This is a genomic window from Prevotella herbatica (assembly GCF_017347605.1).
Lineage (GTDB): Bacteria > Bacteroidota > Bacteroidia > Bacteroidales > Bacteroidaceae > Prevotella > Prevotella herbatica.
Map to the genome: position 1 here is coordinate 2,852,382 of NZ_AP024484.1, position 26,476 is coordinate 2,878,857.

General features: G+C 38.3%; 19 protein-coding genes and 1 tRNA gene. 14 read left to right on the forward strand and 6 right to left on the reverse strand.

The genetic code is table 11. The annotated features are described in order from the left end of the window. Nucleotides 1–95: 95 nt before the first annotated feature. From prwr041_RS10725 to prwr041_RS10785, 13 genes are all read left to right on the forward strand, one after another. On the forward strand, nt 96–1,118 hold the full coding sequence (locus tag prwr041_RS10725; protein ID WP_237072224.1) for a tetratricopeptide repeat protein: 1,023 nt from the start codon (nt 96–98) through the stop codon (nt 1,116–1,118). After that, nucleotides 1,118–2,308, forward strand: coding sequence for a CDC27 family protein (locus tag prwr041_RS10730; protein WP_207153769.1), 1,191 nt, complete (start codon nt 1,118–1,120; stop codon nt 2,306–2,308). Before prwr041_RS10725 ends, prwr041_RS10730 begins: the two co-directional genes overlap by 1 nt. Beyond that, nucleotides 2,305–3,624: a DEAD/DEAH box helicase gene (locus prwr041_RS10735; RefSeq protein ID WP_207153770.1), complete on the forward strand. Its 1,320-nt coding sequence runs from the start codon at nt 2,305–2,307 to the stop codon at nt 3,622–3,624. The genes prwr041_RS10730 and prwr041_RS10735 overlap by 4 nt, the downstream gene beginning before the upstream one ends. A gap of 197 nt (nt 3,625–3,821) precedes the next feature. Further along, nucleotides 3,822–4,895 carry a 3-phosphoserine/phosphohydroxythreonine transaminase gene (gene serC / locus prwr041_RS10740; protein ID WP_207153771.1) on the forward strand — a complete coding sequence of 358 codons (1,074 nt, stop codon included), beginning with the start codon at nt 3,822–3,824 and terminating at the stop codon, nt 4,893–4,895. 65 nt (nt 4,896–4,960) lie between these two features. Next, entirely contained in the window at nt 4,961–5,878 is a 918-nt protein-coding gene (locus prwr041_RS10745; RefSeq protein ID WP_207153772.1) for an NAD(P)-dependent oxidoreductase, read from the forward strand. An 88-nt stretch (nt 5,879–5,966) separates the two neighbouring features. Further along, a complete protein-coding gene (locus prwr041_RS10750) occupies nt 5,967–7,214 on the forward strand; it encodes a DUF1015 domain-containing protein (protein ID WP_207153773.1) in 1,248 nt (415 codons plus the stop codon). Further along, on the forward strand, nt 7,215–7,808 hold the full coding sequence (locus tag prwr041_RS10755; protein ID WP_207153774.1) for an IMPACT family protein: 594 nt from the start codon (nt 7,215–7,217) through the stop codon (nt 7,806–7,808). It abuts the gene before it with no gap. A gap of 90 nt (nt 7,809–7,898) precedes the next feature. Further along, nucleotides 7,899–7,987: transfer RNA gene (locus tag prwr041_RS10760), tRNA-Ser, on the forward strand. A 422-nt stretch (nt 7,988–8,409) separates the two neighbouring features. Next, nucleotides 8,410–8,949, forward strand: a complete 540-nt coding sequence (locus prwr041_RS10765; protein WP_207153775.1) for an RNA polymerase sigma factor — start codon at nt 8,410–8,412, stop codon at nt 8,947–8,949. Between the two features lie 21 nt (nt 8,950–8,970). Then, entirely contained in the window at nt 8,971–9,951 is a 981-nt protein-coding gene (locus tag prwr041_RS10770; RefSeq protein WP_207153776.1) for a FecR family protein, read from the forward strand. A gap of 109 nt (nt 9,952–10,060) precedes the next feature. Then, nucleotides 10,061–13,591: a SusC/RagA family TonB-linked outer membrane protein gene (locus prwr041_RS10775; protein WP_207153777.1), complete on the forward strand. Its 3,531-nt coding sequence runs from the start codon at nt 10,061–10,063 to the stop codon at nt 13,589–13,591. Nucleotides 13,592–13,613: 22 nt separating this feature from the next. Then, the gene (locus prwr041_RS10780) at nt 13,614–15,020 is read left to right on the forward strand and encodes a RagB/SusD family nutrient uptake outer membrane protein (protein ID WP_207155669.1); all 1,407 of its coding nucleotides are present in this window, start codon (nt 13,614–13,616) and stop codon (nt 15,018–15,020) included. Nucleotides 15,021–15,033: 13 nt separating this feature from the next. Next, entirely contained in the window at nt 15,034–16,134 is a 1,101-nt protein-coding gene (locus prwr041_RS10785; RefSeq protein WP_207153778.1) for a TlpA family protein disulfide reductase, read from the forward strand. Between the two features lie 272 nt (nt 16,135–16,406). Here prwr041_RS10785 and prwr041_RS10790 read toward each other — a convergent pair whose 3' ends face one another. The 5 genes from prwr041_RS10790 to lon all read right to left on the reverse strand — a co-directional run bounded on the left by prwr041_RS10790 (nt 16,407) and on the right by lon (nt 24,474). Next, the gene (locus prwr041_RS10790; RefSeq protein ID WP_207153779.1) at nt 16,407–17,741 is read right to left on the reverse strand and encodes an NADP-specific glutamate dehydrogenase; all 1,335 of its coding nucleotides are present in this window, start codon (nt 17,739–17,741) and stop codon (nt 16,407–16,409) included. Between the two features lie 232 nt (nt 17,742–17,973). Further along, nucleotides 17,974–19,602 (reverse strand): DEAD/DEAH box helicase, encoded by a 1,629-nt coding sequence (locus prwr041_RS10795; protein WP_207153780.1) that lies wholly within the window; start codon nt 19,600–19,602, stop codon nt 17,974–17,976. 13 nt (nt 19,603–19,615) lie between these two features. Beyond that, nucleotides 19,616–20,890, reverse strand: a complete 1,275-nt coding sequence (locus tag prwr041_RS10800) for an LptF/LptG family permease (RefSeq protein WP_207153781.1) — start codon at nt 20,888–20,890, stop codon at nt 19,616–19,618. 6 nt (nt 20,891–20,896) lie between these two features. Then, nucleotides 20,897–22,024 carry a tRNA guanosine(34) transglycosylase Tgt gene (gene tgt, locus prwr041_RS10805; protein WP_207153782.1) on the reverse strand — a complete coding sequence of 376 codons (1,128 nt, stop codon included), beginning with the start codon at nt 22,022–22,024 and terminating at the stop codon, nt 20,897–20,899. Further along, entirely contained in the window at nt 22,021–24,474 is a 2,454-nt protein-coding gene (lon, locus tag prwr041_RS10810) for an endopeptidase La (protein WP_207153783.1), read from the reverse strand. Before lon ends, tgt begins: the two co-directional genes overlap by 4 nt. A 150-nt stretch (nt 24,475–24,624) precedes the next feature. Here lon and prwr041_RS10815 point away from each other — a divergent pair, with 150 nt between their 5' ends. Then, nucleotides 24,625–25,320, forward strand: a complete 696-nt coding sequence (locus prwr041_RS10815; RefSeq protein WP_207153784.1) for a tRNA1(Val) (adenine(37)-N6)-methyltransferase — start codon at nt 24,625–24,627, stop codon at nt 25,318–25,320. Here prwr041_RS10815 and prwr041_RS10820 read toward each other — a convergent pair. Then, nucleotides 25,315–26,346, reverse strand: coding sequence for a diacylglycerol/lipid kinase family protein (locus tag prwr041_RS10820; RefSeq protein WP_207153785.1), 1,032 nt, complete (start codon nt 26,344–26,346; stop codon nt 25,315–25,317). The genes prwr041_RS10815 and prwr041_RS10820 overlap by 6 nt on opposite strands. Nucleotides 26,347–26,476: the final 130 nt, after the last annotated feature.

Sequence of the window (26,476 nt, forward strand, 5' to 3'; positions counted from 1 at the left end):
AAAAATAGAGCATTACCGTGGAGTTTTCCTCCGCAGGTTATGCTCTATTTATCTTTATGAAACGCTGTTTTCTTATAATAACAATATCATTTTGTATGTCATCGTTTATGACGTGCTTTGGGCAAGATATGCAGAATACTGCAAAACGACTAAACACAGAAATAGACAAAATGCTTAATGATATGCCGTCAATAAATGATGACTCATTATCATATTATGAAGATGTCGTTAAACTGATGAAAACGGCTGTGTTATGCGATTACTTCGATTCAAAAGCTGATTCTAAAGGCAGAATAAAATTACATTATAGGCTTGACAATTCAAAACGATTGTCAAAGTTTCTTTCTCCGCTCATTGATGCAGGAATGTATGAATATAGTCGCAGGAAAAACGACGATGCCATGGAAATCTTAAAGTTGTATCTTGATTGCACCGATGGACCTCTGTTCCAAAAGGAAAACCAGAATGTTGGACTTGTAGCATATTATGTGAGTCTGCTTTCTTTTGGAAAAGAGGATTATGATAATGCCAAACGTTATGCAGACTTGGCATTGAAGGATGCAAATTTTGCACACGATGCAGCTGAAATAAAGATTAACTGTATTAGTAAACAACTTGTGACGAAAGCTGATTCGTTGAAGTATGTGTCAGAGTTGATGGATCTTTATGATAAGATGCCTGAGAATATAGCATATTTTAAAATGCTTGCTGATTACTTTTCTGTACATGGACATGAACGCGAAGTCTTGCAGTTTGCAGTAAGTGAAACAGAAAAGCATCCTGAAAATAAACTGGCATGGGTGTTGAAAGGCGAAGCTGAACAGAAAAATAAGCATTGGAGTAACGCTATTGAGAGTTTTAAACATGCACGTGATATTGATAGCACTTATGTGCCAGCCGTATTTAATATAGGAAAATGTTATTTTGATGATGCCAAACAGTTAAAGGATAGTATACAAGTTGGTAAATTGCGGTTTAGAAAAACAGATGATATTAGATATAGAGAGTTATTGCAAAATGCAAAAAAATGGATTGCTGAAGCTTCGATACTTGATCCTAAACAGGATATCGTGGAGTGGAAGCAAATGCTTGAATATATTAATAAGGTTATAAGATAATGAGAAAGTATATTTTATACATATTGATATTTTTTCTGCCACAATGTGTAATGGGGCAGAAAAAGGCAATATCACAGGCTCGCGATTTTATAAAGAGCGGTAGTAGTCTTGATAATGCAGAAAAGCTTATGGCTGATTTGCTGAAAGACTCAACAAACAGGGGTAATGAAAAAATATGGATGACCCTTTTTGATGCTCAGCAAAAACAGTATGAGCAGGGTAATGAGAAATTATATCTGAAGCAGAAATATGATACGGCATCACTGTTTAATCTTACAAAAAGAATGTTCGCTACATTGGAAGGTTTGGATTCTTTGGATATGAAGCCTGATGCTAAGGGACGCATTAAGTTAAAATATCGTGATCATAGTGCTGAACTTCTTAATCAGTATAGACCTAACCTCTATTATGGAGGTGTATATTTCATAAAGAAACAGGATTATCTGCGAGCTTATGATTTCTTTAATACTTATATTGATTGCTCTGCTAATCCAATGTTTGCTAAATACAAATATGCTTCCCGTGATAAAAATCTTCCTCAGGCAGCATATTGGGCGGTGTATTGTGGATACAAACTAAAAGATCCGCAAGCAACACTTAGACATACTTATTTGGCACTGAAAGATATTGCACATGAAAATTTGATGCTGCAATATCTAGCAGAGACATATAAACTTGAGAATGATACAGTAAGATACATTAAGACATTATGGGATGGTTTTGAAAAATACCCTACATTCTCATTCTTCTTTCCTCGACTTATTGATAACTACGTGCAGCAGAATCAATATGAAGAGGCTTTGAAAATATGCGATACAGCCTTGAAGTCAGATAGTACCAGTGTGCTATTCAGATATGCCAAGAGTAATGTGCTTTTGCTGCAAGGTAAGTATTCAGAGTGTCTTGATATCTCTAAAAGTCTTATAGCTAAGAATGACACTCTTGCTGATGCATATCTGAATGCTGGCCTTTCATGGTTTAATCAAGCCGTGGAATTAGACAAGAATTTACAGATGAGTCAGAAAAAACGAAATAAAATATTAGACTGCTATCGCAATGCAATGCCTTATCTTGAGAGATATAGAGCACTTGCACCAGAACAGAAAAGTAAATGGGCTTTACCATTATACACCATTTACTTAAATCTGAATATGGGTAAGCAGTTTGATGAAATAGATAAATTATTATGAATATAGATAAAATTATAAATAAACTCAATATTGAGTTGAACGTCATGCAGCAGGCAACAGTAGATGCCTTGCTTAATGGCAAAGATGATATAGTACTTCTTTCACCTACGGGTTCAGGAAAGACTCTTTCATACCTTCTTCCACTTTCTCAACTTGTAGATGCTAGTAGTGACGAAGTGCAGGCGGTAGTTGTCGTTCCAGGACGTGAACTTGCTTTGCAGTCTGCTAATGTACTTAAAGACATGGGAAGCGGACTTCGTGGAATGGCTTGCTATGGCGGTCGCCCTACGATGGATGAACATAGAAAGTTGCGTGAGGTGAAACCACAGATTGTCTTTGCAACACCCGGAAGACTAAATGATCATCTTGATAAGTTTAATATATTATCAGACAATATTAAGTATCTTGTACTTGATGAATTTGACAAGTGTCTTGAAATGGGTTTCCATGATGAGATGCAGTCTTTGATTTCTAAATTGCCTAGTGATGTAAGAAGTATTCTTCTTTCGGCAACGCCAGCAGAGGAACTGAAAGACCAGAAAATTATCAATAACAACTTTACAACACTTAACTTCCTTCCTGATTCAGAGCAAGTTCCTGATCGTGTGCATATATACAAAGTGGAAAGTCCGGATAAGGATAAGTTGGAGACATTGCGACAACTATTATTGACATTCGGCAGCCAGAGTAGTATTGTGTTCCTAAATTTCCGTGATTCTGTTGAGCGCACAGCTGAATTTCTTCGTGATGCGGGATTTAGCATCAGTTACTTCCATGGTGGAATGGAACAGAAACAGCGTGAAGATGCGCTTTATAAATTCTCTAACGGAAGTGCAAACGTGTTTGTGAGCACTGACCTCGCTAGCCGTGGACTTGATATTCCTAATATTGACAACATAGTACACTATCATATACCAGAAAGTGAAGACGGATATATTCATCGTGTAGGAAGAACTGCCCGTTGGGATAAAATGGGACGTAGTTTCTTCATATTAAACTCACTGGAACATGTTCCTGAGTATGTAGATGCTGAAGTTGATAGTTACGAAATACCAGAAGAATTACCGAAGCCAGCATTGCCTAAAATGTCGACAATATATATCGGAAAAGGCAAAAAAGACAAGATAAGTAAGGGCGATATTGTTGGATTTTTATGCAAGAATGCGGGACTTAAAAAAGATGAAATAGGAAAGATAGATGTGCAGGAAAGATTTGCTTATGCTGCAGTTGCAAGACAAAAACTTCAGGTAGTATTGAAGCTGACAAGCGGAGAAAAAATTAAAGGCGTAAAAACTATTGTAGAGGAAGTGAGATAAAAAATTCACGTATTAGTGTATTAATATTCGCTTTTGCTGAAGAAAAATATAGTAGTATATTACAAATTGAAAGAAATAAGACGCAATAGCTAAATTATTGCTAAATAATTTGCCCAACTAAAAATAAAAGTGTAATTTCGCATGCGTAAAAACTAAAAATTATCACGTAATTGATAAATCTTTAAAAATACATTCAGATGAAGAAGTACAACTTTAATGCAGGTCCATCAATTCTTCCACGTGAGGTGATTGAGAACACAGCTAAGCAAATTTTGGATTTCAATGGCAGCGGTCTTTCATTAATGGAGATTAGCCATCGTGCTAAGGATTTCCAGCCCGTTGTTGACGAGAGTGTAGCCTTATTTAAGGAACTATTAGATATTCCAGAAGGCTATTCTATAATTTTTCTTGGTGGTGGTGCGTCCTTGCAGTTCATGCAGATACCGGCAAACTTCTTGATTAAGAAAGCAGCTTATGTTAATTCCGGTGTATGGGCAAAGAAGGCTATCAAAGAAGCAAAACATTTTGGAGAGGTTATAGAGATCGCTTCATCGGCTGATGCTAATTATACTTTCTATCCAAAAGGCTTTGAATCCAAAGTACCTGCAGATGTTGATTACTTGCACATATGTACAAATAATACAATTTATGGAACTGAAATTCGCAAGGAACTAGATGTAAATGTTCCTCTTATTGCGGATATGAGTTCTGATATAATGAGTCGCCCTATTGATGTTAGCAAATATAAAGCTATCTATGCTGGTGCTCAGAAAAATATTTCTATGGCTGGTGTTACTGTTATTATTGTTAAGGATGATGAACTTGGAAAAGCTCCAAGAGAATTGCCTACAATGATGGACTATCGCACTCATGTAGATAAGGGCTCTATGTTTAACACTCCTCCTGTTGTTCCAATCTATTCTATGATGGAAAACTTGAGATGGTTGAAGAAAAATGGTGGTCTTGAGGCTGCTGACAAGCGTGCTCATGAGCGTGCAGAGGCTTTGTACACAGAGATTGATCGTAATAAGCTATTTAAGGGTACAGTTGAGAATGATTCTCGTTCATTGATGAATATTTGCTTCGTAATGAATGATGAATATGCTGAACTTGAAAAGCCGTTCTTGGAATTTGCTACAGAGCGTGGTATGGTTGGTGTTAAGGGTCACCGTTCTGTCGGTGGTTTCCGTGCAAGTTGCTATAATGCAATGACTATGGAAGGTGTGAACGCCCTTGTTCAGGCCATGAAGGATTTTGAGGCAAAATATTAATAATAATAATCAGAGTAATAGGGCGGATGTTGATTCGCCCTATATTCATTTAATAATACAAGACTATGAAAGTTTTAGTTGCAACAGAAAAACCTTTCGCAGCTGCAGCTGTTGAAGGTATAAAAAAAGAAGTTGAAGCAGCAGGTAATGAACTTGCTTTGCTTGAAAAATACACTGATAAGGCTCAGTTGCTTGATGCAGTTAAAGATGCTGACGCAATGATTATCCGTTCTGACAAAGTTGATGCCGAAGTGCTTGAGGCTGCAAAGAACTTGAAGATTGTTGTTCGTGCAGGTGCAGGATATGATAATATTGATCTTGCTGCCGCAACAGCTAATAATGTCGTTGCTGAGAATACTCCTGGACAGAATTCAAACGCAGTTGCTGAATTGGTATTCGGATTGTTGGTCTATACAGTTCGTAATTTCTATAATGGCAAAGCTGGTTCTGAACTCAAGGATAAGAAAATCGGCATATTGGCATTTGGTAATGTAGGTCGTAATGTTGCACGTGTAGCAAAAGGCTTTGGTATGGATGTTTATGCTTTTGATGCTTTCTGTCCTGCAGACGTTATTGAAGCTGCTGGTGTACACGCTGCAAAGAGCCAAAACGAATTGTTCCAGACTTGTGACATCGTTTCTCTTCACATTCCAGCTACTCCAGAGACTATAAAGAGCATTAATTACGCAACTGTAAATCAAATGCCTAAGGGTGGTATCCTAATCAATACAGCACGTAAGGAAGTAATCAATGAGCCTGAGCTTATTAAGTTGCTTGCTGAGCGTGAGGATTTGAAATACATTACTGATATCAAGCCTGATGCAGATGAAGATTTCAAGAAGTTTGAAGGTCGTTATTTCTCAACACCTAAGAAGATGGGTGCGCAGACAGCAGAGGCAAATGTAAATGCTGGTATCGCTGCCGCAAAGCAGATTAATGCTTTCTTTAAGGATGGTTGTACAAAGTTCAAGGTAAACAAGTAAGATTCTTATATATCCTACCCACGTCTCTTTAATTATAATTATGACATGGGTAGGATTTTTTTTCATACATTATTTTAGATCCATTACCATGGCAATTATTAAACCTTTTAGAGGAGTGCGCCCTCCAAAAAATCTTGTGGAACAGATCGAGAGCCGTCCTTATGATGTTCTTAATTCAGAAGAGGCTCGCGAGGAAGCTGGCAACAATGAAAAAAGTCTTTATCATATTATAAAGCCTGAAATTAATTTCGATCCAGGTACAAGTGAATATGATGCAAGAGTTTATGAGAGTGCAGCTGAACATTTCGATAAGTTTCAAAAAAAAGGTTGGCTAGTCCAAGACGATGATGAACACTATTATATTTATGCACAGACAATGAATGGTAAAACCCAGTATGGTTTAGTTGTTGGTGCGTATGTAAATGATTACCTTAACGGAGTGATAAAGAAGCATGAGCTAACACGTCGTGACAAGGAGGAAGATAGAATGAAGCATGTGCGTGTTTGTAATGCCAATATCGAGCCGGTGTTTTTTGCTTATCCAGATAATGATGTGTTGGATGCAATTATAAACAAGTATGCAGGTACCCAACCTGAATATGACTTTATTGCTCCTGTTGATGGATTCAGACATCAGTTTTGGGTGGTGTCTGATGATTCTGATATAGCAGTTATAACAACCGAATTTAGCAAGATGCAAAGTCTTTATATTGCTGACGGACACCATCGTTCGGCAGCTGCCGCACTTGTTGGTGCAGAGAAGGCAAAGCAGAACGTTAATCATACAGGTAAGGAAGAGTATAATTATTTTATGGCTGTATGCTTTCAGGCTAGTCAGCTGACAATCCTAGATTACAACAGGGTCGTAAAAGACTTAAACGGTTTGACAGCTGAACAATTTATTGCGGCTCTGAAAAAGAACTTCGAAGTAACTTTGATGGGAAATGCAGAATATAGACCTAAGCAGTTGCATGAGTTCTCTTTATATCTTGATGGTGAATGGTATAGTTTGATTGCAAAAAGAGAAACATACGATGACGCAGATCCTATCGGAGTTCTTGATGTTGACATTTCCAGCAGATTGATTCTTGATGATATACTCGGTATTAAAGATTTGCGCTCTGACAAAAGAATTGATTTTGTTGGTGGATTGCGTGGACTGAAAGAACTTAAACGCCGTGTTGACAATGGAGAGATGCGCATAGCTTTAGCCCTTTATCCTGTAAGCATGAAACAGATAATGGATATTGCTGACAGTGGAAAGATTATGCCACCTAAAGCTACTTGGTTTGAACCAAAGTTGCGTAGTGGCTTAGTTATTCATAAATTACAATAAATGACAGAAGATCAATATAAAACTATAGACAATATAAAAATAGGCGAGGGGTGTTACACTGAAAAGAGAAGTAAGTTTCTCGCTTTTGCGCATCACATAGAATCGGTTGATGAAGCAAAGGATATAATTGCTGTGTATCGTAGGAAATACTATGATGCACGGCATTGTTGTTATGCTTATATGCTTGGACCTGACAGGGAAGAGTTTAGAGCAAATGATGATGGAGAACCGAGTTCTACAGCAGGAAAACCTATACTGGGTCAGATAAATAGTGCTGAACTTACTGATATTCTTATCGTTGTGGTGAGATATTATGGCGGAGTGAATCTTGGTACTGGTGGATTAATTGTTGCTTATCGTGCTGCTGCAGCTGAATCTATATCGAATGCTAACATAGAAATACGTCAAGTAGAGGAAACTATAAAGTATGATTTCACTTATCCGATGATGAACGACGTAATGCGAATTGTTAAGGAACTTCAACCTAAAATTATTGATCAAAAGTTTGATAATACATGTAGCATGACATTGAGAATTCGTAAAAGTGAGGCTGAGTTGTTGAAAAGCAGATTAAAGAAACTTTCTTTTGAATAGTGTATGTGTAATATCTGTTAAATACGATAACTTCAATTATCGATGATAGTCTGTTTCCGTTTTTTTTATTACTTTTGCATGACATTTATTGGAAGATTGGCAGAGTGACCGAATGCGCTGGACTCGAAATCCGGTATACCCTTTTCGGGGTATCGGGGGTTTGAATCCCTCATCTTCCGCAAAGCAGAAATTATTGCCCGTATCATCTAATAGATATCAAAAAGGGAAAACAACCGAAAATAATTCAGTTGTTTACTAATGACTTTGATATGAAATTAGATGATATTGTTCTTATCTACCGTAAATGATGTTTAATAGAGTTCTTGTTCAAACTGATCAAGCAAATTTCCCCCTAAGATTCTTCTACAGAGAGAGCGCAAATTAATTTCTTTGCGGTGTCTTCTTTGAGGAAAGCTGTCGATATACTGAACGCGGTGAATAAGAAGGTTTCTCTGTGCACGTCACTTGCCTGTGAGGTTGAAGCTATGTTAAAGAAATAGACCTGCTTAACAGTATAAAATAAACTTTAATCTTTGTTTGCCAGTTCTCTGAATAATTTGTAAATTTGCACATTTAGAAAGAATTTCCAAATAAGATTTTGATGTATTCGGCTAAACAACGTGATGATTTCAGACATTTGTTTACTAAGGAGTATAAACATCTGTATTATTATTCTTTACAGATAACCAGACAACCTGAAGCAAGCAAGGATATCGTGAGTGAAGTGTTTGCTCGCGTATGGGAACATTGGCCTGATTGGCAGCAGGAAAATATGTCAAGTATGCTTATGGTGGCAGTCCGCCGTAAGTGTATAGACTTCCTGCGCTGTAATGTTGTAGCATCAAAATATGCCAAATACTATATTCGATCTGTGGATGAAGCTTATGTACAGGATTCTGTACATTATAATCAGCAGTTACAGATAGAAGCCATGATGAAGTTGTTGCCTGAACCCACTCGTACTATACTGTATAAATGCTATGTTGAACATTTGAAGTATGATGAGGTGGCAAAGCAGATGGGAATTCATCATGACACCGTAAAACGTCATATCATGAAGGCTCTTAAGATTTTGCGTGACAAGTATGCCGGAAAAAGCCCTGATGACATTGCCACCGATTTTGAGCCTGAAACGTATTAATACATAGACAACTGATAAATTATGAAAGATATTACGAGTGAGGATATTGCCATGAAGGTGATGAAATCCACAACAGAAAATGTGGAATTATCAGAAGAAGAAGTTTCTATGTTGGAGAATGATGAGGAAATACAGAAAAGTCTTCGGTTACTTGCAGCAGTACAACGTAGTATGCTGGAAGCCACTATGCCTGTTCCTGATGTTAATGGTGAATTGGAAAAAATCATAAATGAAGAGGATGTAAATGAAACTTCTGAACACCGTCATTTTATGGGATATGTTATAAGTGCTATTGTTGGGGCTGCAGCCATGATCGCATTGGTCTTCGGTTATAATTATTTTTCTGGTATTGGTGAATCCGCAGATAAAATATCCAAAGTGGAAACTGGAAGTGGTGAGACAATGACGATAAATCTGGCAGATGGAACAGAAATCGTTCTTAATGATAACAGTTCTATAGAATACCCTCATGGTTTTACGGGAACAGACAGAATCGTAAAACTATCTGGTGAAGCTCTTTTTAAAGTAAGCAAAAATAAGCATCATCCTTTTATTGTTGAGACGGATAAAATCAGGACACGTGTGCTGGGAACTGTTTTTGACGTGAAGGCATATCCCGGTACGGAAGCGTCTGTGGCTCTTGTTGAGGGAAAGGTGGAAGTGAAAAACATGTCTTCTGGCAAAGTCACGAATATAATTCCAGGTCAGCAGTATCGAATGAATATTGCAGGTAAGGCAGATATAAAGAAGGTAAATACGGATGAAACGACAGCTTGGAGCGATGGCGTGTTTTATTATGATAACAAGCGGTTGGAAGACATTATGTATGCCCTTGGCAGATGGTATAATAGAAAAGTGGTGTTTAAGAATTCAGCACTTAAAGATATAAGGCTTAATTTTGCGGCCGAACGTAAGGGAAGTATTCAAGAAACTGTGGAACTGCTTAATAGTCTTGGAAAAGTGAAAGTGACAACAGATAGTGAAAGAATCGTGATAGAGTGACGCTAAAATGATAAAAAACAAAGCATTTTGATATTTTTCTTCTTTTGTTGCCACCATTTCTAATTTGTCAACGTATCTATTTATGTTCACACAAAATAGACTTTAATTTATGGTAAAAAAGATGAGACTTTTGTTGTGGCTTGTTATAGTCACATTATGTTTTGCCACACCGACTTTACATGCAGAAGAGCAACAGCCTAAGAATGTTGTAACGCTTTCATTACGCGGTGAATCTATGGCAAGTGCACTGAAGATAGTGCAGAAACAATCAGGATGGAAAATACTATATGTTGTAGACGACGTGAAGGGCTATACTGTTGATGCCAACATTAGTAACGCAACAGTAGAGGAAGCTGTTGCCAAGATTCTGAGTGGCAAGCCTTTTACTTATTCTGTTAAGGGTAAATTTATTAGTATCGCGTATAAGGCGACAAAAAAACAGGATAAAAAAGAAACGGTCGCAAATAGGCTCAGACAAATATCCGGTGTAATAACGGATGAAAGCGGTGAAACGCTTATCGGAGCTTCAGTTAATGTTCCTGGCTCACCTTATGGTACTATTACGGGAACAGATGGAAGGTATGAACTCCTGATACCGGAAAACTGTAGTGACGTACAGGTTAGTTATGTCGGAATGCGTACGTCCAGGGTAAAGGTGGGGCGCAATGAAAATGTTAATTTTGTTATGACCGCAGACCATACAACTATTGATGAAGTTGTGGTAACCGGTTACCAGACTCTTTCAAAAGAGCGTTCTACCGGTTCTTTTTCTAAGGTTACGGCTGAGGATCTTCAGAGTAAACGAATGAACACTATATCCAGTTTACTTGAAGGAGAAGTGGCTGGATATAACGATGGACTTATACGTGGCGTGACAACTATGAATGCCACGAAAACACCGCTGTATGTCATTGATGGTTTTCCCGTAGAGAATACCAAGATGGGGGTGTATGGCTCTTTGGAAGAAGGTCTGCCTGACGTCAATGTTGATGATATAGAGAGTATAACTGTTCTAAAGGATGCTGCTGCCGCAAGTATATATGGAGCGCGTGCCGCCAATGGTGTCATCGTTATTACAACAAAGCATAAAACCAGTAAATCAAATAAGACAGATGTTTCTTTCAGTACCACACTGACTTGGCATCCTTATAAAATGTATACTGGCAATATGGCTGATTCTAAACTTGTTGTGGACTTGGAGAAGGAATGGGCATCACAAAATCCTAATCTTTCAGGTAACAATGCCGCAAGTTATGCACAGAATCTTCTTGATTATAAGGTTTATCCAAGTGCCGGTATTACCAGTATCCTTAATTATTATGCTGGCAATACATCCCAAACCGATATGGAACAGACGCTGAATAGTCTTTCTTCAAAAGGTTATAACTATAATGATCAGATGGCAAAATATGCTAAGCGTGATCCTTTGTATCAGCAGTATAACCTAGGAATAGTCAGCAATACAGGTAAGAATATGTTCAAGACGGATGTCACCTATCGTCACGATGCCAATGAGGATAAGTATAGTGGTAGTCAGTGGCTTGGTCTGAATCTTGCCAATACCACTAAGTTTACAAAGTGGCTTTCTCTTGATATGGGGGCTTATATGAAATTTTCTCAGGATAATGCGCAGGGATATGATGTCATGAGTCCAGGTTATAGTGTATTGCCTTATGATGATTTGGTAAATTCAGACGGCAGTAATTATACAAAGACGCAGAATAGTTACCTGAGCACAGAGACAGTCAATTTGATAAACAAGTATGGACTGTATAATCTTGACATTACTCCTCTGGATGAACTTAATCGCAATACGGCTGTTACAAAGGGTTTCAACGTCAGAGCTTATGCAAGATTGAATATCGAATTAACCTCGTGGCTGAAATACTCAGCTTCATTCCAATATGAGCGTTCGTCGTATAAATATGAGCAGATAGCGGACAAGCAGAGTATAGCCGCCAGAAACAAGGTTGACAATTTTGCTTATAACAAAAATGGCTCTGCTGTTTATGCCATTCCTTATGGAAATATTTTTAACCGCAGAGACCAGTATGTGAGGACGCTTAACTTCCGCCAGCAGCTGGACTTCAATAAGACTTTTGGAAATGTGCATAATGTCGTTGCCATATTGGGTACAGAGACACGTGACACCAAGATTGATATGCATCGCAGCCAAATGTTCAACTATGACACGGATATGTTAAGTTCTGGAACAGTGGATGAAACTTCGTTGGTTTCCGGATTTACTGGAATACTTGGGAACTACAGTTATCTGCAGGCTACAGATTTGAATGCCTCTTATGAGAATACCAACCGTTTTGTATCTGTATATGGTAATGCTTCGTATACTTATGATGACCGCTATACGGTAACTGGAAGTCTACGATGGGACCGTTCTAATCTCTGGGGCACCAGTAGTAAGTTTCAGAACAAACCCACATGGAGCCTCGGTGCTGGTTGGATTATCAGCAAGGAAAAATGGTTTGACGCTCCTTGGGTGAATTATCTGAAGCTGCGTGTGAGTGATGGTATCGGTGGTAATGTGTCTAAAGACTCAGCTCCATATTTGGTGGCATCTTACTATACTAATAATAATGTGGGTGGGAAATATGGATATGTGTCTTCACGGCCGAATCCAAAACTTTCTTGGGAAAAGACCAACACCTTTAATTTGGGTGTGGACTTTGCGATGCTAGGCAACAGACTCAATGGTACTTTGGAATATTACAACAAGAAAGGTACAGACTTGCTCGCCAGCACTATGGGCGTGCCTACGGAAGGATACGGCTACAGCACATATACTATAAACAACGGAGAAATGAATAACCGTGGCTTTGAGGTCTCTCTTAAAGGTTTAATCTTGCATAGTCAGGACTGGCGCATTTCCGCCAATACCACTTTTGGATATAACAAAAACAAGGTTACCTACGTGAATGTCAAGGCTCCAGTGTATTATCTTGCCCTTGACCATGCGTCAGCTTATCCTACTATAGGATATGAATATAATGCTATATTCGGATATAAATGGGCTGGACTGAGTTCTAATGGACTTCCACAAGTGTATGATGAAAAAGGAGAAATAACAAGCCATCAGCCTACTAATCTGGAATCTCTTCAATATCAGGGAACTACAGTTCCTAAATATAATGGTTCTTTAGGTGCTGAGATTTCATATAAGAACTTTGATTTCAACATTCTGTTTACTTATGCCGGCGGACATATAATGCGTAATGTCAATCCTGCATTCCTTACTTGTTCTTATTCGCGTCTGGGATATATAACCAATATAGCCAGTGCTTCTTCAGCGCTTGCTGGCCGCTGGCAGAAAGCCGGTGACGAGGCTTACACGAATGTTCCAAGGGCTATATTTGCTGAAAGCGGTTATTCTGCTTCAGAACTTTACAACGTGTACTACTATTCTTCACAAAATATATTGGATGCTGACTATCTAAAGCTTAGTAATATTTCTCTTTCTTATCACATACCAGTTTCTGTATGCAGAAGGTTGTCTATGCAGAATGCCCGTGTGCAGGTGAATGTGGAAAATCCTTGTATGTGGACGCATACCGATCAGGCTAAATACCAGTTGGGCGGTTATAATGCCACAAACTATATGGTAGGTTTATTCCTGAATTTCTAAACTAATAAAACAAGAAAATATGATGAAGACATATATTTCAACCATAATGACTGTTCTCGCGGCAGTTTTGCTGTTTACTTCGTGCAATGACTATCTTAACGAGAAACCCAAGGGGAAGAAAATTCCGGCTACGCTTGCGGATTATGAGGCTTTTCTGCGTGACGAGTATGATGTTCACCGAATGGATGTAGGTCAGTCGGCTTATTTGCTTAACGATCTCTACCTCACTAATTCCTATGCTAGTTATTATCCTATGTATGCAGCCAACTACAATTGGGATACATCTGTAGACCGTGTTTATTATAACAATAGCGACGAGATTACGTATTATGTAGCTTATTCCGGTATCAACTACTGTAATCTTGTGATAGAGAATGCGCCTACGGCTACAGAGGCTACTGATGCTGAAAGAAATGAAGTAGTGGCATATGCTAAAGTGCTTAGGACGATGCATTATTTTCTATTGGCCAATTATTATGCTGACACTTATCAGAGCAGTAGTGCTGCAGAAACGCTCAGCGTACCTTTGATAACAAGCAGTGAAGTGGGGGCTTCTTACACTCAGGTTACGGTAAAGCAGATTTATAATTTTATGATAAATGATCTCAAAGAAGCTATTCCATATCTTCCTGACATGGGCACCACGGTCTTGCATCCTGGCAAGGGGGCTGCATATGCGATGCTGGCAAGGATATATCTGCAGATGATGGATTATACAGACGCTCTGGAATATGCTAACAAGGCTCTTGCCATAAATGACAAACTGATAGATTGGAATGAATTCTATAAGGCTAACAAGAGTGTTATAGACTCAGAAAATTCAGCTCAAACTTCACAGACTCCTCTTGGATTCAACTGCGTGGAAAGTTATAATTTCAACTATGGCAGCAGTTCTTCTGGTGCCAGAATCAATAATATGCCACAGTGGAGAGCAAAAATGTTTGAAGACGGTGATATTTATTTCAAATGTAACTGGAAACTTTATACTGTCGGTTCTGAGACTTATTACCGTGGCATTACCACCGGAACAATCAATTACAATGGTATGCGCACAGTGGAACAATATCTCATAAAGGCTGAATGCCTGGCACGTGATAATCAACTGACTGAGGCTATGAATGTTCTTAATACAGTAAGAAAGCATACTGTCAGTACTGATAAGTATGAATCGCTTACTGCTTCGTCTGTTGCCGAGGCCATAGAGTATATACGCCGGGAAAAGGATAATCTGTTGATTTACAGCATCGTTCCTTTTGCTGATGCTAGAAGATATAACGCTGAGGGAATCTATACTCATACGTTAAGCAAAGAGAAAGACGGCAAGACCGTGACACTTTCTCCTTCAAGTTATATGTGGACATTCCCGTTCCCTCAGGGAGCTATTGAAAATGCCGGTAATGGCAGTATTACCCAGAATGTTGAAAAGTAATAAAATGAATATAATGAAAAAATTATCAGCTTTGCTAATTGCCTTTTCTGCCTGTGTGGCAGTGAACGCACAGTCTGTTGTTTCCCTGAAAATCAGTGGACTACCTGATGGCACAGAGATTGAAGCCGTGTATGCCTACACGCATCAGAGTAAAGAACCGGCTGTTGCTGAAGCCAAAGTGATGAACGGTCAGTGTGTTGTCACGGTTCCGATGGATGAACCTCGCTATGTGGGATTCAAGGTCAAGGGTTACGATGGTTATGTTGCTCAGTTAATGACCGACAAGGGAGAAACACCTAAGGTTACTGCTGCTGCTGGGAAAAATGTTACAGACAGGGGAACTTATTATTATGGTTCTGATGTCAAAGTTGTCAACAGTCCGCTTGAGGCCGAGTATATAAGTAAGATAGATGCCAAGCGCAAATATCTGGATATTCTGTATGAAGCTTTTCATAATGGATATACAGATATGAAGAGTGTGGGTTATGTCACTGCTGAGAAAAAATTCTTCACAGAAGTGGAAAAGACCTATAAAGCTATTGCTGCCGACAACAAAGACTCGTGGTGGGGACCATTCTCTATGTTGGCTCTGTATTCTTATTTCACAGAGGAAAATGCGGCAGACTGGGCACAGTTTTCTACAGAAGCCCAGCAGAGTTATTATGGTCAGTTGTTGAAGAAAAAGATTTCTCCAGAAGGGCTGATAGGCAAGGATTATCCGAAGTTCAGTTTCACTGATGCCAAAGGTAAAGTTAATGAAGCTGCCAAGACAGTGAAAGGAAAAAAGATATTTCTGGTTGATTTCTGGGCAAGCTGGTGTGTGCCATGTCGTAAGGAAATTCCTAATCTGAAGAGTATCTATGCTGCCAACAGCAAGAAAGGACTGGAGATAATAAGTGTTTCGATAGACAAGAGTGAAGCAGCCTGGAAGAAAGCTCTTGAGAAGGAAAATTTGCCATGGCCTAATGGTATTAACAAGAGTGGTGTAGATGATTTGTATCATGTTCAGGCTATTCCTGCAATATTTATTGTGGATGCAGTAACAGGCAAAGTAATTGGTGAGAACTTGCGTGGTGAAGAACTTGCTGCCAAGGTTGCTGATTTGTTGAAGTAAGCATTGTTTTTTGCAAATTAATATAAATAAGGGATGATAATATATGTCATCCCTTATTTTATGCTCGGAATACACATCTGCTAATGTGTGATTACATTTATATGGGTATGCTAACCCTATATGGTGAGTATGTCAAATGGTATCCTAAATGAGGAACTGCCGTATGTCGAACGGCACATACGATGGGGTGAGAGGTGGGGCAAAACGAAAGTAGGAGATAAATACCTATAATTAGTATTTACCTCCTACACGATTTTTCTTTCAGTGAAAAATTATATTATTCCTTGAGCAAGCATTGCTTTGGCAACCTTTAGGAAACCGGCAACATTTGCACCCTTTACATAATTAATATATCCATCAGGTTCTGTGCCATATTTTACACAGTTTTCATGGATGTCATCCATAATGGCGTGTAATTTAGCATCAACTTCTTCACGTGTCCACTTAAGGCGCTCTGAGTTCTGACTCATCTCAAGACCTGATACTGCAACACCACCAGCATTAGACGCCTTTCCTGGACAATATAGAATCTTAGCATCTTGGAATTGCTTGATTGCTGCAGGAACAGTTGGCATATTGGCACCTTCACTAACAGCGATAACGCCGTTAGCAATGAGAATTTTTGCAGCCTCTTCGTTTATTTCATTTTGTGTAGCGCAAGGCGTAGCTATATCGCCTTTTTCAGACCAAGGTTTTGCTCCCTCTACATATTTAACTCCATATTTCTCAGCATATTCCTTAATACGTCCGCGCTCAATATTCTTAAGTTCCATGACGTATGCAAGTTTTTTCTCGTCTATACCATCAGGATCATATATGTAGCCGTTTGAATCTGACAAAGTAACTGGTTTTGCACCCAATTCTAGAAGTTTCTGAATAGTATACTGAGCTACGTTTCCAGAACCAGAAACAAGTACGGTCTTACCTTTAATGTCAATGTTACGAGTCTTTAGCATGTTCTGAAGAAAGTATACATTGCCATATCCTGTAGCTTCTGGGCGGATAAGTGAACCACCAAATTCCTGACCTTTACCAGTAAGGATTCCAACAAATTGGTGTGTGAGTTTTTTATACTGACCGAACATGTATCCAACTTCACGACCACCTACACCTATGTCTCCAGCTGGGACATCTTCATTAGGACCTATATGGCGATACAGCTCAGTCATGAATGCTTGGCAGAAACGCATAACTTCAGCATTGCTCTTGCCACGTGGCGAGAAGTCAGATCCACCTTTCGCTCCACCCATTGGGAGTGTTGTCAATGAATTCTTGAATGTTTGCTCAAATGCAAGAAACTTTAATATTGATAGATTCACTGATTTGTGGAAACGTAGACCTCCTTTGTAAGGACCGATACAGTTGTTGTGCTGAACACGGTAGCCCATGTTTGTCTGAACATGACCTTTATCGTCTACCCATGATACGCGAAATTCTATTAGGCGGTCTGGAATGCAAAGACGATCAATAATATTAGCTTTTTCAAATTCTGGATGCTTGTTATATTCATCCTCAATTGTTCCCAGTACTTGACTCACTGCCTGAATATATTCAGGCTCATTTGGAAATCTGTTTTTCAGCTTTTCTACAACTTCTGTTGCTTTCATAATCTTTCTTCTTTTATTGGTTGGTTAAATTAAGTGTGCTCTATTTCTTTATAATTGCAAAGATATGTTTTTTTAGTTAGAAGACAAACAAATAGTTATTTTTTTTGCTATAATTGTGTAAAAAAGATAGTTTTTTATAGCCTTGTGGTCTTTTGGTAATGCAGATGTAATATGTTGTTTCTTTTCATTATGGATAAAAAGAAAGTCCGGTATGTTAATACCGGACTAATATTTATTTGATGCTGAACATCTTCTTAAATAACTTCTTAATGGTGTTTTCTTTCTTGATTGGCTTTTGAGTGTTTGGTACAGTCGTATTGCGCTTAGGTTTAGCGTTAGCAGCCTGTGGATTGTTTCTCTTCTTGTAGTTGCCTTCTACATTTCCACGTCGCTTATTGTATTGAGGTTTTGTCTCATCATATTTTTTGCGTGGCTCCGCTCCCTTTTCAGTAGACTGCTGATCGTTCTTTTTGTATTCACCCTTATTGCTGTTGCGTGCTTTGTATTCACGTCTTTCTTCAGCTGTATAATAGCGTTTCTTTGGATAATTACTTTTTGGTGCGACTTCACCTTCTGTTGTAGTTGCGTTGTTCGCATTGCTATTTTTCTGTCTGTGGTTCTGTTGCTTCTTATCCTTGTGTGTTGACTGGTCTCTGTCATTTCTCCTGCGGTTCTTTGCTGAAGTTCCATTCTTAGGCTTTCCGTCAGACTTGTATTCTGGTGATTCACCTAATCCTACAGGTAGAGGAACTTTCTCTACATCTTTTTCAAGGAATTTCTCAATCTGCTGGAAATAGTAAATATCATCTTCTGATACAAAAGTTATTGCTGTACCAGTACGTGCAGCTCTTGCAGTACGTCCAATTCTATGAACATAATCCTCTGCATCGTGAGGCACATCGTAATTAATTACCATTGCAATGTCGTCAATGTCTATTCCACGTGATACGATATCTGTAGCTACGAGTACATCTAATTGTCCACTCTTGAATTTGAACATCACATCATCACGAGTAGCCTGATCCAAGTCTGAATGCATTTCACCACAATTGATATGCTTGCGTTGAAGAGCACCAGCTACCTGCTTTACTTTTATTTTGCTTCCGCAGAAGATGATTACACGCTGAAGATCACCATTCTTGAATATATCTTTTATGACACCCATTTTCTGAGTTTCATAACAAACATAAGCCATCTGCTTTATTTTCTCAGCAGGCTTACTAACAGCAAGTTTTAGTTCTACTGGATCCTTTAGCAAAGTCTTTGCTAGTCCCTCAATCTTGCTAGGCATTGTTGCCGAAAACATGATTGTTTGGCAAGTCTTTGGTAGTTTATTTGCTATCTTTATGATATCATCAGAAAATCCCATATCAAGCATTCTGTCAGCTTCGTCAAGAATGAAGAATGAGACTTTACTCAAGTCGACATTGCCAAGACTGATATGAGAAATAAGTCGTCCTGGTGTGGCAATAATAATGTCTGCTCCAAGTTGTAAACTCTTAATCTCTTGATCATAACGGTTTCCGTCATTACCGCCGTAAACGGCAACACTGCTTACCCCGTTAAGGTAATATCCAAATCCTTGCATCGCTTGGTCTATCTGTTGTGCAAGTTCGCGTGTAGGACTCATAATAAGGCAATTTATCGCCTTGTCGGGATAACCGCCGTCATCCAGTTTACTTAATACGGGCAATAAATATGCTGCCGTTTTTCCTGTTCCTGTTTGTGCTACCCCTAATACGTCTTTGCCCTTTAATATTTCAGGAATACATTTTTCCTGAACAGGTGTGCATTCGTCAAAATGCATATCATATAGAGCGTCTAGTACGTTTTCATTTAAATTTAACTCGTCGAAATACATAAATTTCTTTTTATTAATTTGGTGCCTGTCTGTAGCAGAAATAAGCCACAGCGGCAAATATTATATTTGGTATCCATGCTGCTATCATTGGTGGGAGATTAGCATTTATGGCAAATGTTGATGATACCGTCTGCAACATTATATATATAAAGCTGAGTGCCATACCTATTCCAAGATACATACCCATACCGCCTTTACGTTTCTTTGCTGATAGTGAAAGACCAATAATCGTCAGTATGAATGATGCAAAGCTTGCAGCTATTCGTTTGTGATATTCTACCTGATATTGTACTACATTACTGGAACCACGATCTATTTGTTTTGCTATGTAATTTTGTAGTTCAGGACTTGTGAATGTTTCTTGTTGTCCTTTTGAGTACACCAAGTCATTAGGTTCCATTTGTATTAAAGTATCTTTTCTTGCTCCTGTCTCTATTTGTTCTCGGTATCCATTAAATCTGCGTATCTTATAATTACTGGCTGACCAGTGATATTTTGAGTCGCTCACAGTATCATATTGGATTTCCATTGCTGTCATGTGGCTGACAAGTTTTTTGTTGTTGAACTTGTCTAAAGAGAATCCATAGCCTTTTTTCGCATTGTTGTCATAGTGCTGAATATACGCAATTGTACCTCTTTCCACTTGGAGCATAACATTATCTGCGGCAGTGTTTTTCTTTTTGTTTTTATACATTGACTCAAAATTCTGCCTTATGACATTACTATGCGGAATAACGTATGCACTTAAATAAAAAGACAACGAAGATAACAATATACATGAAATCATATATGGACGCATAAGACGTCTAAAAGATATACCTGTAGCAAGCATGGAAATAATTTCACTGTTTCCTGCTAGTTTTGACGTAAAGAATATTACCGCAATGAAGACAAATAATGGGCTGAACAGATTGGCGAAGTATGGTATGAAATTCATGTAATAATCAAAAACAATGGCTTTTAAAGGCGCATGATATTGACTGAATTTCGCCAAGTTCTCATTTATATCAAATACAATCGATATGCTTATAATCAAGGCTATTGAGTAGATGTAGGTACCAATAAATTTCTTGATAATATACCAATCAATTCTCTTGATGTAGCGTAAAGGATTCAGATACTTCATCCAACGCATCTTATGGCATGTCCATCTTAAAATTTTACGCAACCATGCTGTATGGCTATGAAGCCATCTAACCAATCTGTGCAGCCATACTGGGTGCTTGCTGGTCCAGCGCAGAAAGCTATATAATTTATGATGTTTTTTAAGTCTACTGAATTCCGTCATGATTATTTATAAACGTTGACCTAATTGATCTATTATCGAGTTTTTCCATGCAACAAAGTCACCTTTCTCAATGTGATTTCTGGCATCTGTAACTAATCGTAGGTAGAAAGCCAGATTGTGTATACTTCCTATTTGCATAGCAAGAAGTTCTTTTGCCTTGAACAAATGATGGAGATATGCTTTGGTATATACTTTGTCAACTTCACATCCGTCTTCGTCAATTGGAGTGAAATCATTCTCCCATTTTTTGTTACGCATGTTCATTGTCCCATTGTAAGTAAACAATAATGCGTTGCGCCCGTTACGTGTAGGCATAACACAATCAAACATGTCAACACCACGCTCTATTGCTTCTAAAATGTTTTGAGGTGTTCCAACTCCCATTAGATAACGAGGCTTGTCTTTTGGTAGGATTTCGTTAACCACTTCAATCATCTCATACATGATATCAGTTGGCTCTCCTACAGCAAGACCACCTATGGCATTTCCGTCAGCACCTTTGTCAGCAACAAATTTCGCAGCATCGCGTCGTAAGTCCTTATATGTGCATCCCTGAACAATGGGGAAGAGACTTTGATTGTATCCGTAAAGTGGTTCTGTCTCTTTAAATCTTTTAAAGCATCTATCTAGCCATCTTTGAGTCATAGCAAGACTTTTCTTGGCATACGCATAGTCACTTTTGCCAGGAGGACATTCGTCTAGTGCCATCATGATGTCTGCACCGATGACACGTTCTGTATCCATAACGTTCTCAGGGGTGAAAATGTGTTTGCTTCCGTCAATATGTGACTGGAAAGTGCATCCTTCTTCGGTTAGTTTACGAATGCCAGTCAGTGAAAACACTTGAAAGCCTCCACTGTCTGTAAGAATAGGACGTTCCCATCCGTTAAAACCGTGCAATCCACCTGCTGCACGGAGTGTTTCCAATCCAGGACGAAGATACAGATGATACGTGTTTCCAAGAATGATCTGGGCATTTATCTGATCACGCAATTCACTGAAGTGTACACCCTTTACGGTACCAGCTGTGCCTACTGGCATAAAGATTGGGGTCTTTATCTGCCCGTGATCGGTTGTAATGACTCCTGTGCGTGCGTCGCTTGCGTTATCTGTGTGTTGAACTTCAAATGTCATTTGTCTTTTTCTTCAGGGATAGTAAATTCTACAGCATTCTCTACTTTCTCTTCTGTTAGGGCGAAATCCCATACCTGTTGAACATTCTCAACGTAATGGAACTCTACACCAATACGATATTTCTCAGGTATTTCCTCTATATCCTTTTGGTTTTCCTTGCACATCACGATGTCTGTTATTCCTGCACGCTTTGCTGCAAGTATTTTTTCTTTTATACCACCTACAGGGAGAACTTTACCTCTAAGAGTAATCTCACCAGTCATAGCTGTATTTTTGCGCACTTTGCGTTGGGTTATAGCAGATGCTATTGATGTAGCGATTGTTATACCTGCAGAAGGACCATCTTTAGGTGTTGCGCCTTCTGGTACATGAATATGTATATTCCAGTTGTCAAAGATGCGGTAGTCAACGTTTAAATTGTCAATGTGAGCCTTTACGTATTGTAGAGCTATCATTGCCGATTCCTTCATCACGTCACCAAGATTACCTGTTAAGGTGAGTTTACCGCCCTTACCCTGATTGAGTGATGTTTCAATAAACAAGATTTCACCACCAACACTTGTCCAAGCCAAGCCTGTTACTACTCCAGCATAGTCATTACCTTGGTATATATCTCTGTAGAAAGGTGCTTTACCCAATAGCGATTCGATTTCGTTTGGAGTAATGTTGTTTTCTACGATATATCCCTTAACAGCTTTTTCGTATGCTATTTTGCGTAAAGCTTTGTTTATTTGCTTTTCTAGTTGTCTTACACCGCTTTCACGTGTGTATTGTTCTATAATTCTTTCAAGGGCGACCTTGTTGAATTTTATTTTAGGTCTTATAGAATCTAGACCTGTATTCTCAAGTTCTTTAGGAAGAAGATGGCGTTTTGCTATTTCAATCTTTTCTTCTGTAATATATCCGCTAACCTCAATTATTTCCATACGGTCGAGTAGAGGGCGTGGAATTGTATTTAGATCATTTGCTGTAGCAATAAACAACACCTTTGATAAGTCATAATCCACGTCAAGATAATTATCGTGGAATGCGTTGTTCTGTTCTGGATCTAAAACTTCAAGAAGTGCAGATGAAGGATCACCATTTACGGTGTTTTGAGTAACCTTATCAATCTCATCAAGTATGAATACCGGGTTACTTGAGCCTGCTTTTTGTATGCTCTTTATGATTCTTCCAGGCATTGCACCAATATATGTGCGGCGATGTCCGCGAATCTCTGATTCATCGTGTACACCACCTAACGATACGCGTACATACTTACGGTGTAAAGATTCTGCAATGCTTTTTCCGAGAGAAGTTTTGCCGACTCCAGGAGGGCCATAAAGACAGATTATTGGTGATTTAAGGTCTCCGCGTAACTGTAGTACGGAAATGTATTCAAGGATTCTTTCCTTAACTTTTTCCATGCCATAGTGGTCGTGGTCCAAAACCTTTTGGGCACGATTGATATTCAAGTCATCTTTAGTGTATATACCCCAAGGTAAATTCACCATGTTTTGTAGGTAATTAACCAGAACGGTGTATTCAGGACTTTGGGGATTACACGTTTCTAACTTTTCAAGTTCCTTGTAAAATGTCTTCGAAACATCTATGTTCCATTTCTTGTTCTTGGCCTTCTCTGCTAGCTCGTGTGCCTCTGGAGATTCGCCATGTCCAAGTTCTTCCTTGATGTTCTTTATCTGTTGTTGCAGAAAGTATTCTTTCTGTTGATCATCAAGGTCGGTGCGAGTCTTCTGGAAGATATCTTGCTTTAGTTTCATTAGCTGAATATCACGGTCAAGTATCTTCAGTAGTGATAAAGCGCGCTCCTGTATATTTTTTGCTTTTAAAAGTTTTATTTTCTCTTCAACATCTAAAGGCAAGTTTGAACAAACATAGTTTATCGTTAATACATCATTGTGTATATTGTCAAGTGCAAACTGAGACTCATCAGGCATTTCATCACTGAGAGTGATGTATTTTTTTGCCGTGTTAAGTACGGTTTCGTATATAGCTTTGAAATCTTTGTCTTTTGCAGGTGTAATATTTTCAGCTAAAGGTGAAACTTTGCCTACATAGTATGGTTTTGTCTTTACTAAATCCTCTAGTTGGCATCTTCCTAATCCTTGAATGATGGCAGTGACGTTTTTCTCAACTCCTGGCATCTCAACAACTTTAACAATCTTAGCATAGACTCCGCTATTATATAAATCCTTGAAAGTTGGATTTTCAACATTTTCATCTTCCTGACTGAATATTCCGAATATTGTTTCAGGGTTCTTTTGTAGTTTCTTTATGAGCTTTACGCTAGGTTCTCTACCTACTAAAACAGGCATAAGTATACCTGGGAACAATACTAGGTTACGTGTAGCAAGAATAGGAATGTCGCCGGCGATGTTTATATCAAGCAGATTGTTGATATCGCCTTCATAGTCGGCAATCATTTGTATCGATGTATATTTGTTATTCATTTTTATAATTGATAACTTTTTGGTCTGCAAAGATACATATTTTAATTAGAAATTCTGCAAAAGCTAGTGATAAAATCAAATTAATAATATGTAAATCAGTAAAATGTATAAAATAAATCTATTCGATATACGTTATTCTGATGATTGAATATGAGCAGTGATATCTTTAAATTCAGACAATTTGATGTCTATCAGGATTTTGACGGCATGAAGGTAGGCTCCGATGGGGTCATGCTTGGAGCTTGGGCTAAAGGAGGCAATCGCATTCTTGATGTAGGTACTGGCACTGGATTGATCGCTTTGATGATGGCACAGCGGTTTCCAAAAGCGGAGTTGATGGCAATAGATATTTCAGAGGATGCCTTTTTACAGGCTGGTAGAAATATTGCAAACAGCATATTCGCTAATAGGATAGAGGTCAAGCATACTTCTTTTCAAAATCTATCAGTTACAGATCGTTTTGATGCTATCGTAACAAATCCCCCATTCTTTATTGATTCATTGAAGAATCCTAATCAAACTCGGAATATAGCGCGTCATACAGATACGCTGTCTTATTCAGATTTGTTTCATTCTGCAATGAGATTGTTAGCTGATGAAGGTTGTTTTTCAGCTATTATCCCATCTGATTATAAGGATAGATTTATACAGGAGGCGTGTCTATGCGGATTCTTTATATCTCGCATTTATGGAATTAAGACAGTAGAGCGTAAACTGGTTAAGCGTTATTTGCTGGAATTTAAGCTCAAACGCTCTGATGTCATAGACGCAAAAACGTTCACAATGATGACTCATAATGAACGTTCAGAATGGTATGAAAACTTAGTTTCTGACTTTTATTTATAAATTCAGTCTACGTTGGATAACTTTGTTTATAGCCAGAATATGTCTCTTTTGTCTGTTTATGTCTTTTCTGAAAATATTTATTTCGTTAAACAGTTCGGCTGCAGCGTTTTGCACAGCGTTTGGTTTGCGTAACTTTTTGTTGGCATTTGGATTTACTATAACTTTTATACCTTTTTCTTTTAGTGTGATTTCAATATCTTTTCCTGTCATTACAGGATCTCCGTCATAGTGGATATATCCAGGTTCTTTGCGATGTATGCTTAGATGTTTGCACTTAAAAGTCTTTATCTTTGAATTTTTATCCAAAGTCTTGTTGAACATGTCTATGCTTATCTGTGGTGCTTCAATTACATCAAATGGTTCCATAACAATTATATCCATCAAGCCATCGCTCATTGATGCTTGAGGTGCTATATATGCATTGTTTCCGTATTGTGATGCATTGGCGCATGATATGAGAAATGCTTTTAGACGTGTAATGCCTTTTTCATCTTGTATTTCATAAGTTTCAGGCTTATATTTCAGCCCCTCTTTTAAAACGTTTTCTACGTAGGTTATAGGACCGCGTTTACCAGCTTCTGCAAACTTATGGCTTACAAAAGCATCAAATCCCATTCCGCATGTGCAGAAAAAAGGAATATCGTTTATTATGCCATAATCAAGTTGATGTATTTCGCACAGATTAATTATCTGGATAGCTTTTGCTAAGTTCATTGGTAGCATCAAGTGTCTTGCCAGTCCGTTTCCCGAGCCACATGGAATTATACCGATTGCAGTGTTTGAATTTACGATGGCTCTAGCCACTTCATTCACTGTTCCGTCACCACCTACAGCTACGACGATGTCAATGTTGTCGTCTTTAGCTTTAGATGCAATTTCTGACGCATGTCCAGCATATTTTGTAAGTGAAATCTCATAATCGAATATATCATGATTGATATATTTATCAATCAAGCTCGGTATTCCGGATTTATTAACCGTACCCGAGATAGGATTCATTATAAAAATTATCTTCTTTTTTTCCATGAGTTTATTATCTGCTGCAAAATTAATAAAATTGTATTATAAATGTGTTTTACCTTTGATTATTTTCACTATTTGGTATATTTCTTATGAAAAGTGGAGAATTATTGGTTCTTTTTTGTATCTTTGCAGC

Bases quoted from the DNA above. Each gene is read 5' to 3' on its own strand.
- prwr041_RS10735 (WP_207153770.1), top strand. From the start codon at position 2,305: ATGAATATAGATAAAATTATAAATAAACTCAATATTGAGTTGAACGTC.
- prwr041_RS10820 (WP_207153785.1), bottom strand. From the start codon at position 26,346: ATGGAAAAAAAGAAGATAATTTTTATAATGAATCCTATCTCGGGTACG.
- prwr041_RS10800 (WP_207153781.1), bottom strand. From the start codon at position 20,890: ATGACGGAATTCAGTAGACTTAAAAAACATCATAAATTATATAGCTTT.
- prwr041_RS10725 (WP_237072224.1), top strand. From the start codon at position 96: ATGTCATCGTTTATGACGTGCTTTGGGCAAGATATGCAGAATACTGCA.
- serC (WP_207153771.1), top strand. From the start codon at position 3,822: ATGAAGAAGTACAACTTTAATGCAGGTCCATCAATTCTTCCACGTGAG.
- tgt (WP_207153782.1), bottom strand. From the start codon at position 22,024: ATGACATTTGAAGTTCAACACACAGATAACGCAAGCGACGCACGCACA.
- prwr041_RS10790 (WP_207153779.1), bottom strand. From the start codon at position 17,741: ATGAAAGCAACAGAAGTTGTAGAAAAGCTGAAAAACAGATTTCCAAAT.
- prwr041_RS10750 (WP_207153773.1), top strand. From the start codon at position 5,967: ATGGCAATTATTAAACCTTTTAGAGGAGTGCGCCCTCCAAAAAATCTT.
- prwr041_RS10730 (WP_207153769.1), top strand. From the start codon at position 1,118: ATGAGAAAGTATATTTTATACATATTGATATTTTTTCTGCCACAATGT.
- prwr041_RS10755 (WP_207153774.1), top strand. From the start codon at position 7,215: ATGACAGAAGATCAATATAAAACTATAGACAATATAAAAATAGGCGAG.
- prwr041_RS10785 (WP_207153778.1), top strand. From the start codon at position 15,034: ATGAAAAAATTATCAGCTTTGCTAATTGCCTTTTCTGCCTGTGTGGCA.
- lon (WP_207153783.1), bottom strand. From the start codon at position 24,474: ATGAATAACAAATATACATCGATACAAATGATTGCCGACTATGAAGGC.
- prwr041_RS10770 (WP_207153776.1), top strand. From the start codon at position 8,971: ATGAAAGATATTACGAGTGAGGATATTGCCATGAAGGTGATGAAATCC.
- prwr041_RS10815 (WP_207153784.1), top strand. From the start codon at position 24,625: ATGAGCAGTGATATCTTTAAATTCAGACAATTTGATGTCTATCAGGAT.
- prwr041_RS10765 (WP_207153775.1), top strand. From the start codon at position 8,410: ATGTATTCGGCTAAACAACGTGATGATTTCAGACATTTGTTTACTAAG.
- prwr041_RS10780 (WP_207155669.1), top strand. From the start codon at position 13,614: ATGAAGACATATATTTCAACCATAATGACTGTTCTCGCGGCAGTTTTG.
- prwr041_RS10775 (WP_207153777.1), top strand. From the start codon at position 10,061: ATGGTAAAAAAGATGAGACTTTTGTTGTGGCTTGTTATAGTCACATTA.
- prwr041_RS10745 (WP_207153772.1), top strand. From the start codon at position 4,961: ATGAAAGTTTTAGTTGCAACAGAAAAACCTTTCGCAGCTGCAGCTGTT.
- prwr041_RS10795 (WP_207153780.1), bottom strand. From the start codon at position 19,602: ATGTATTTCGACGAGTTAAATTTAAATGAAAACGTACTAGACGCTCTA.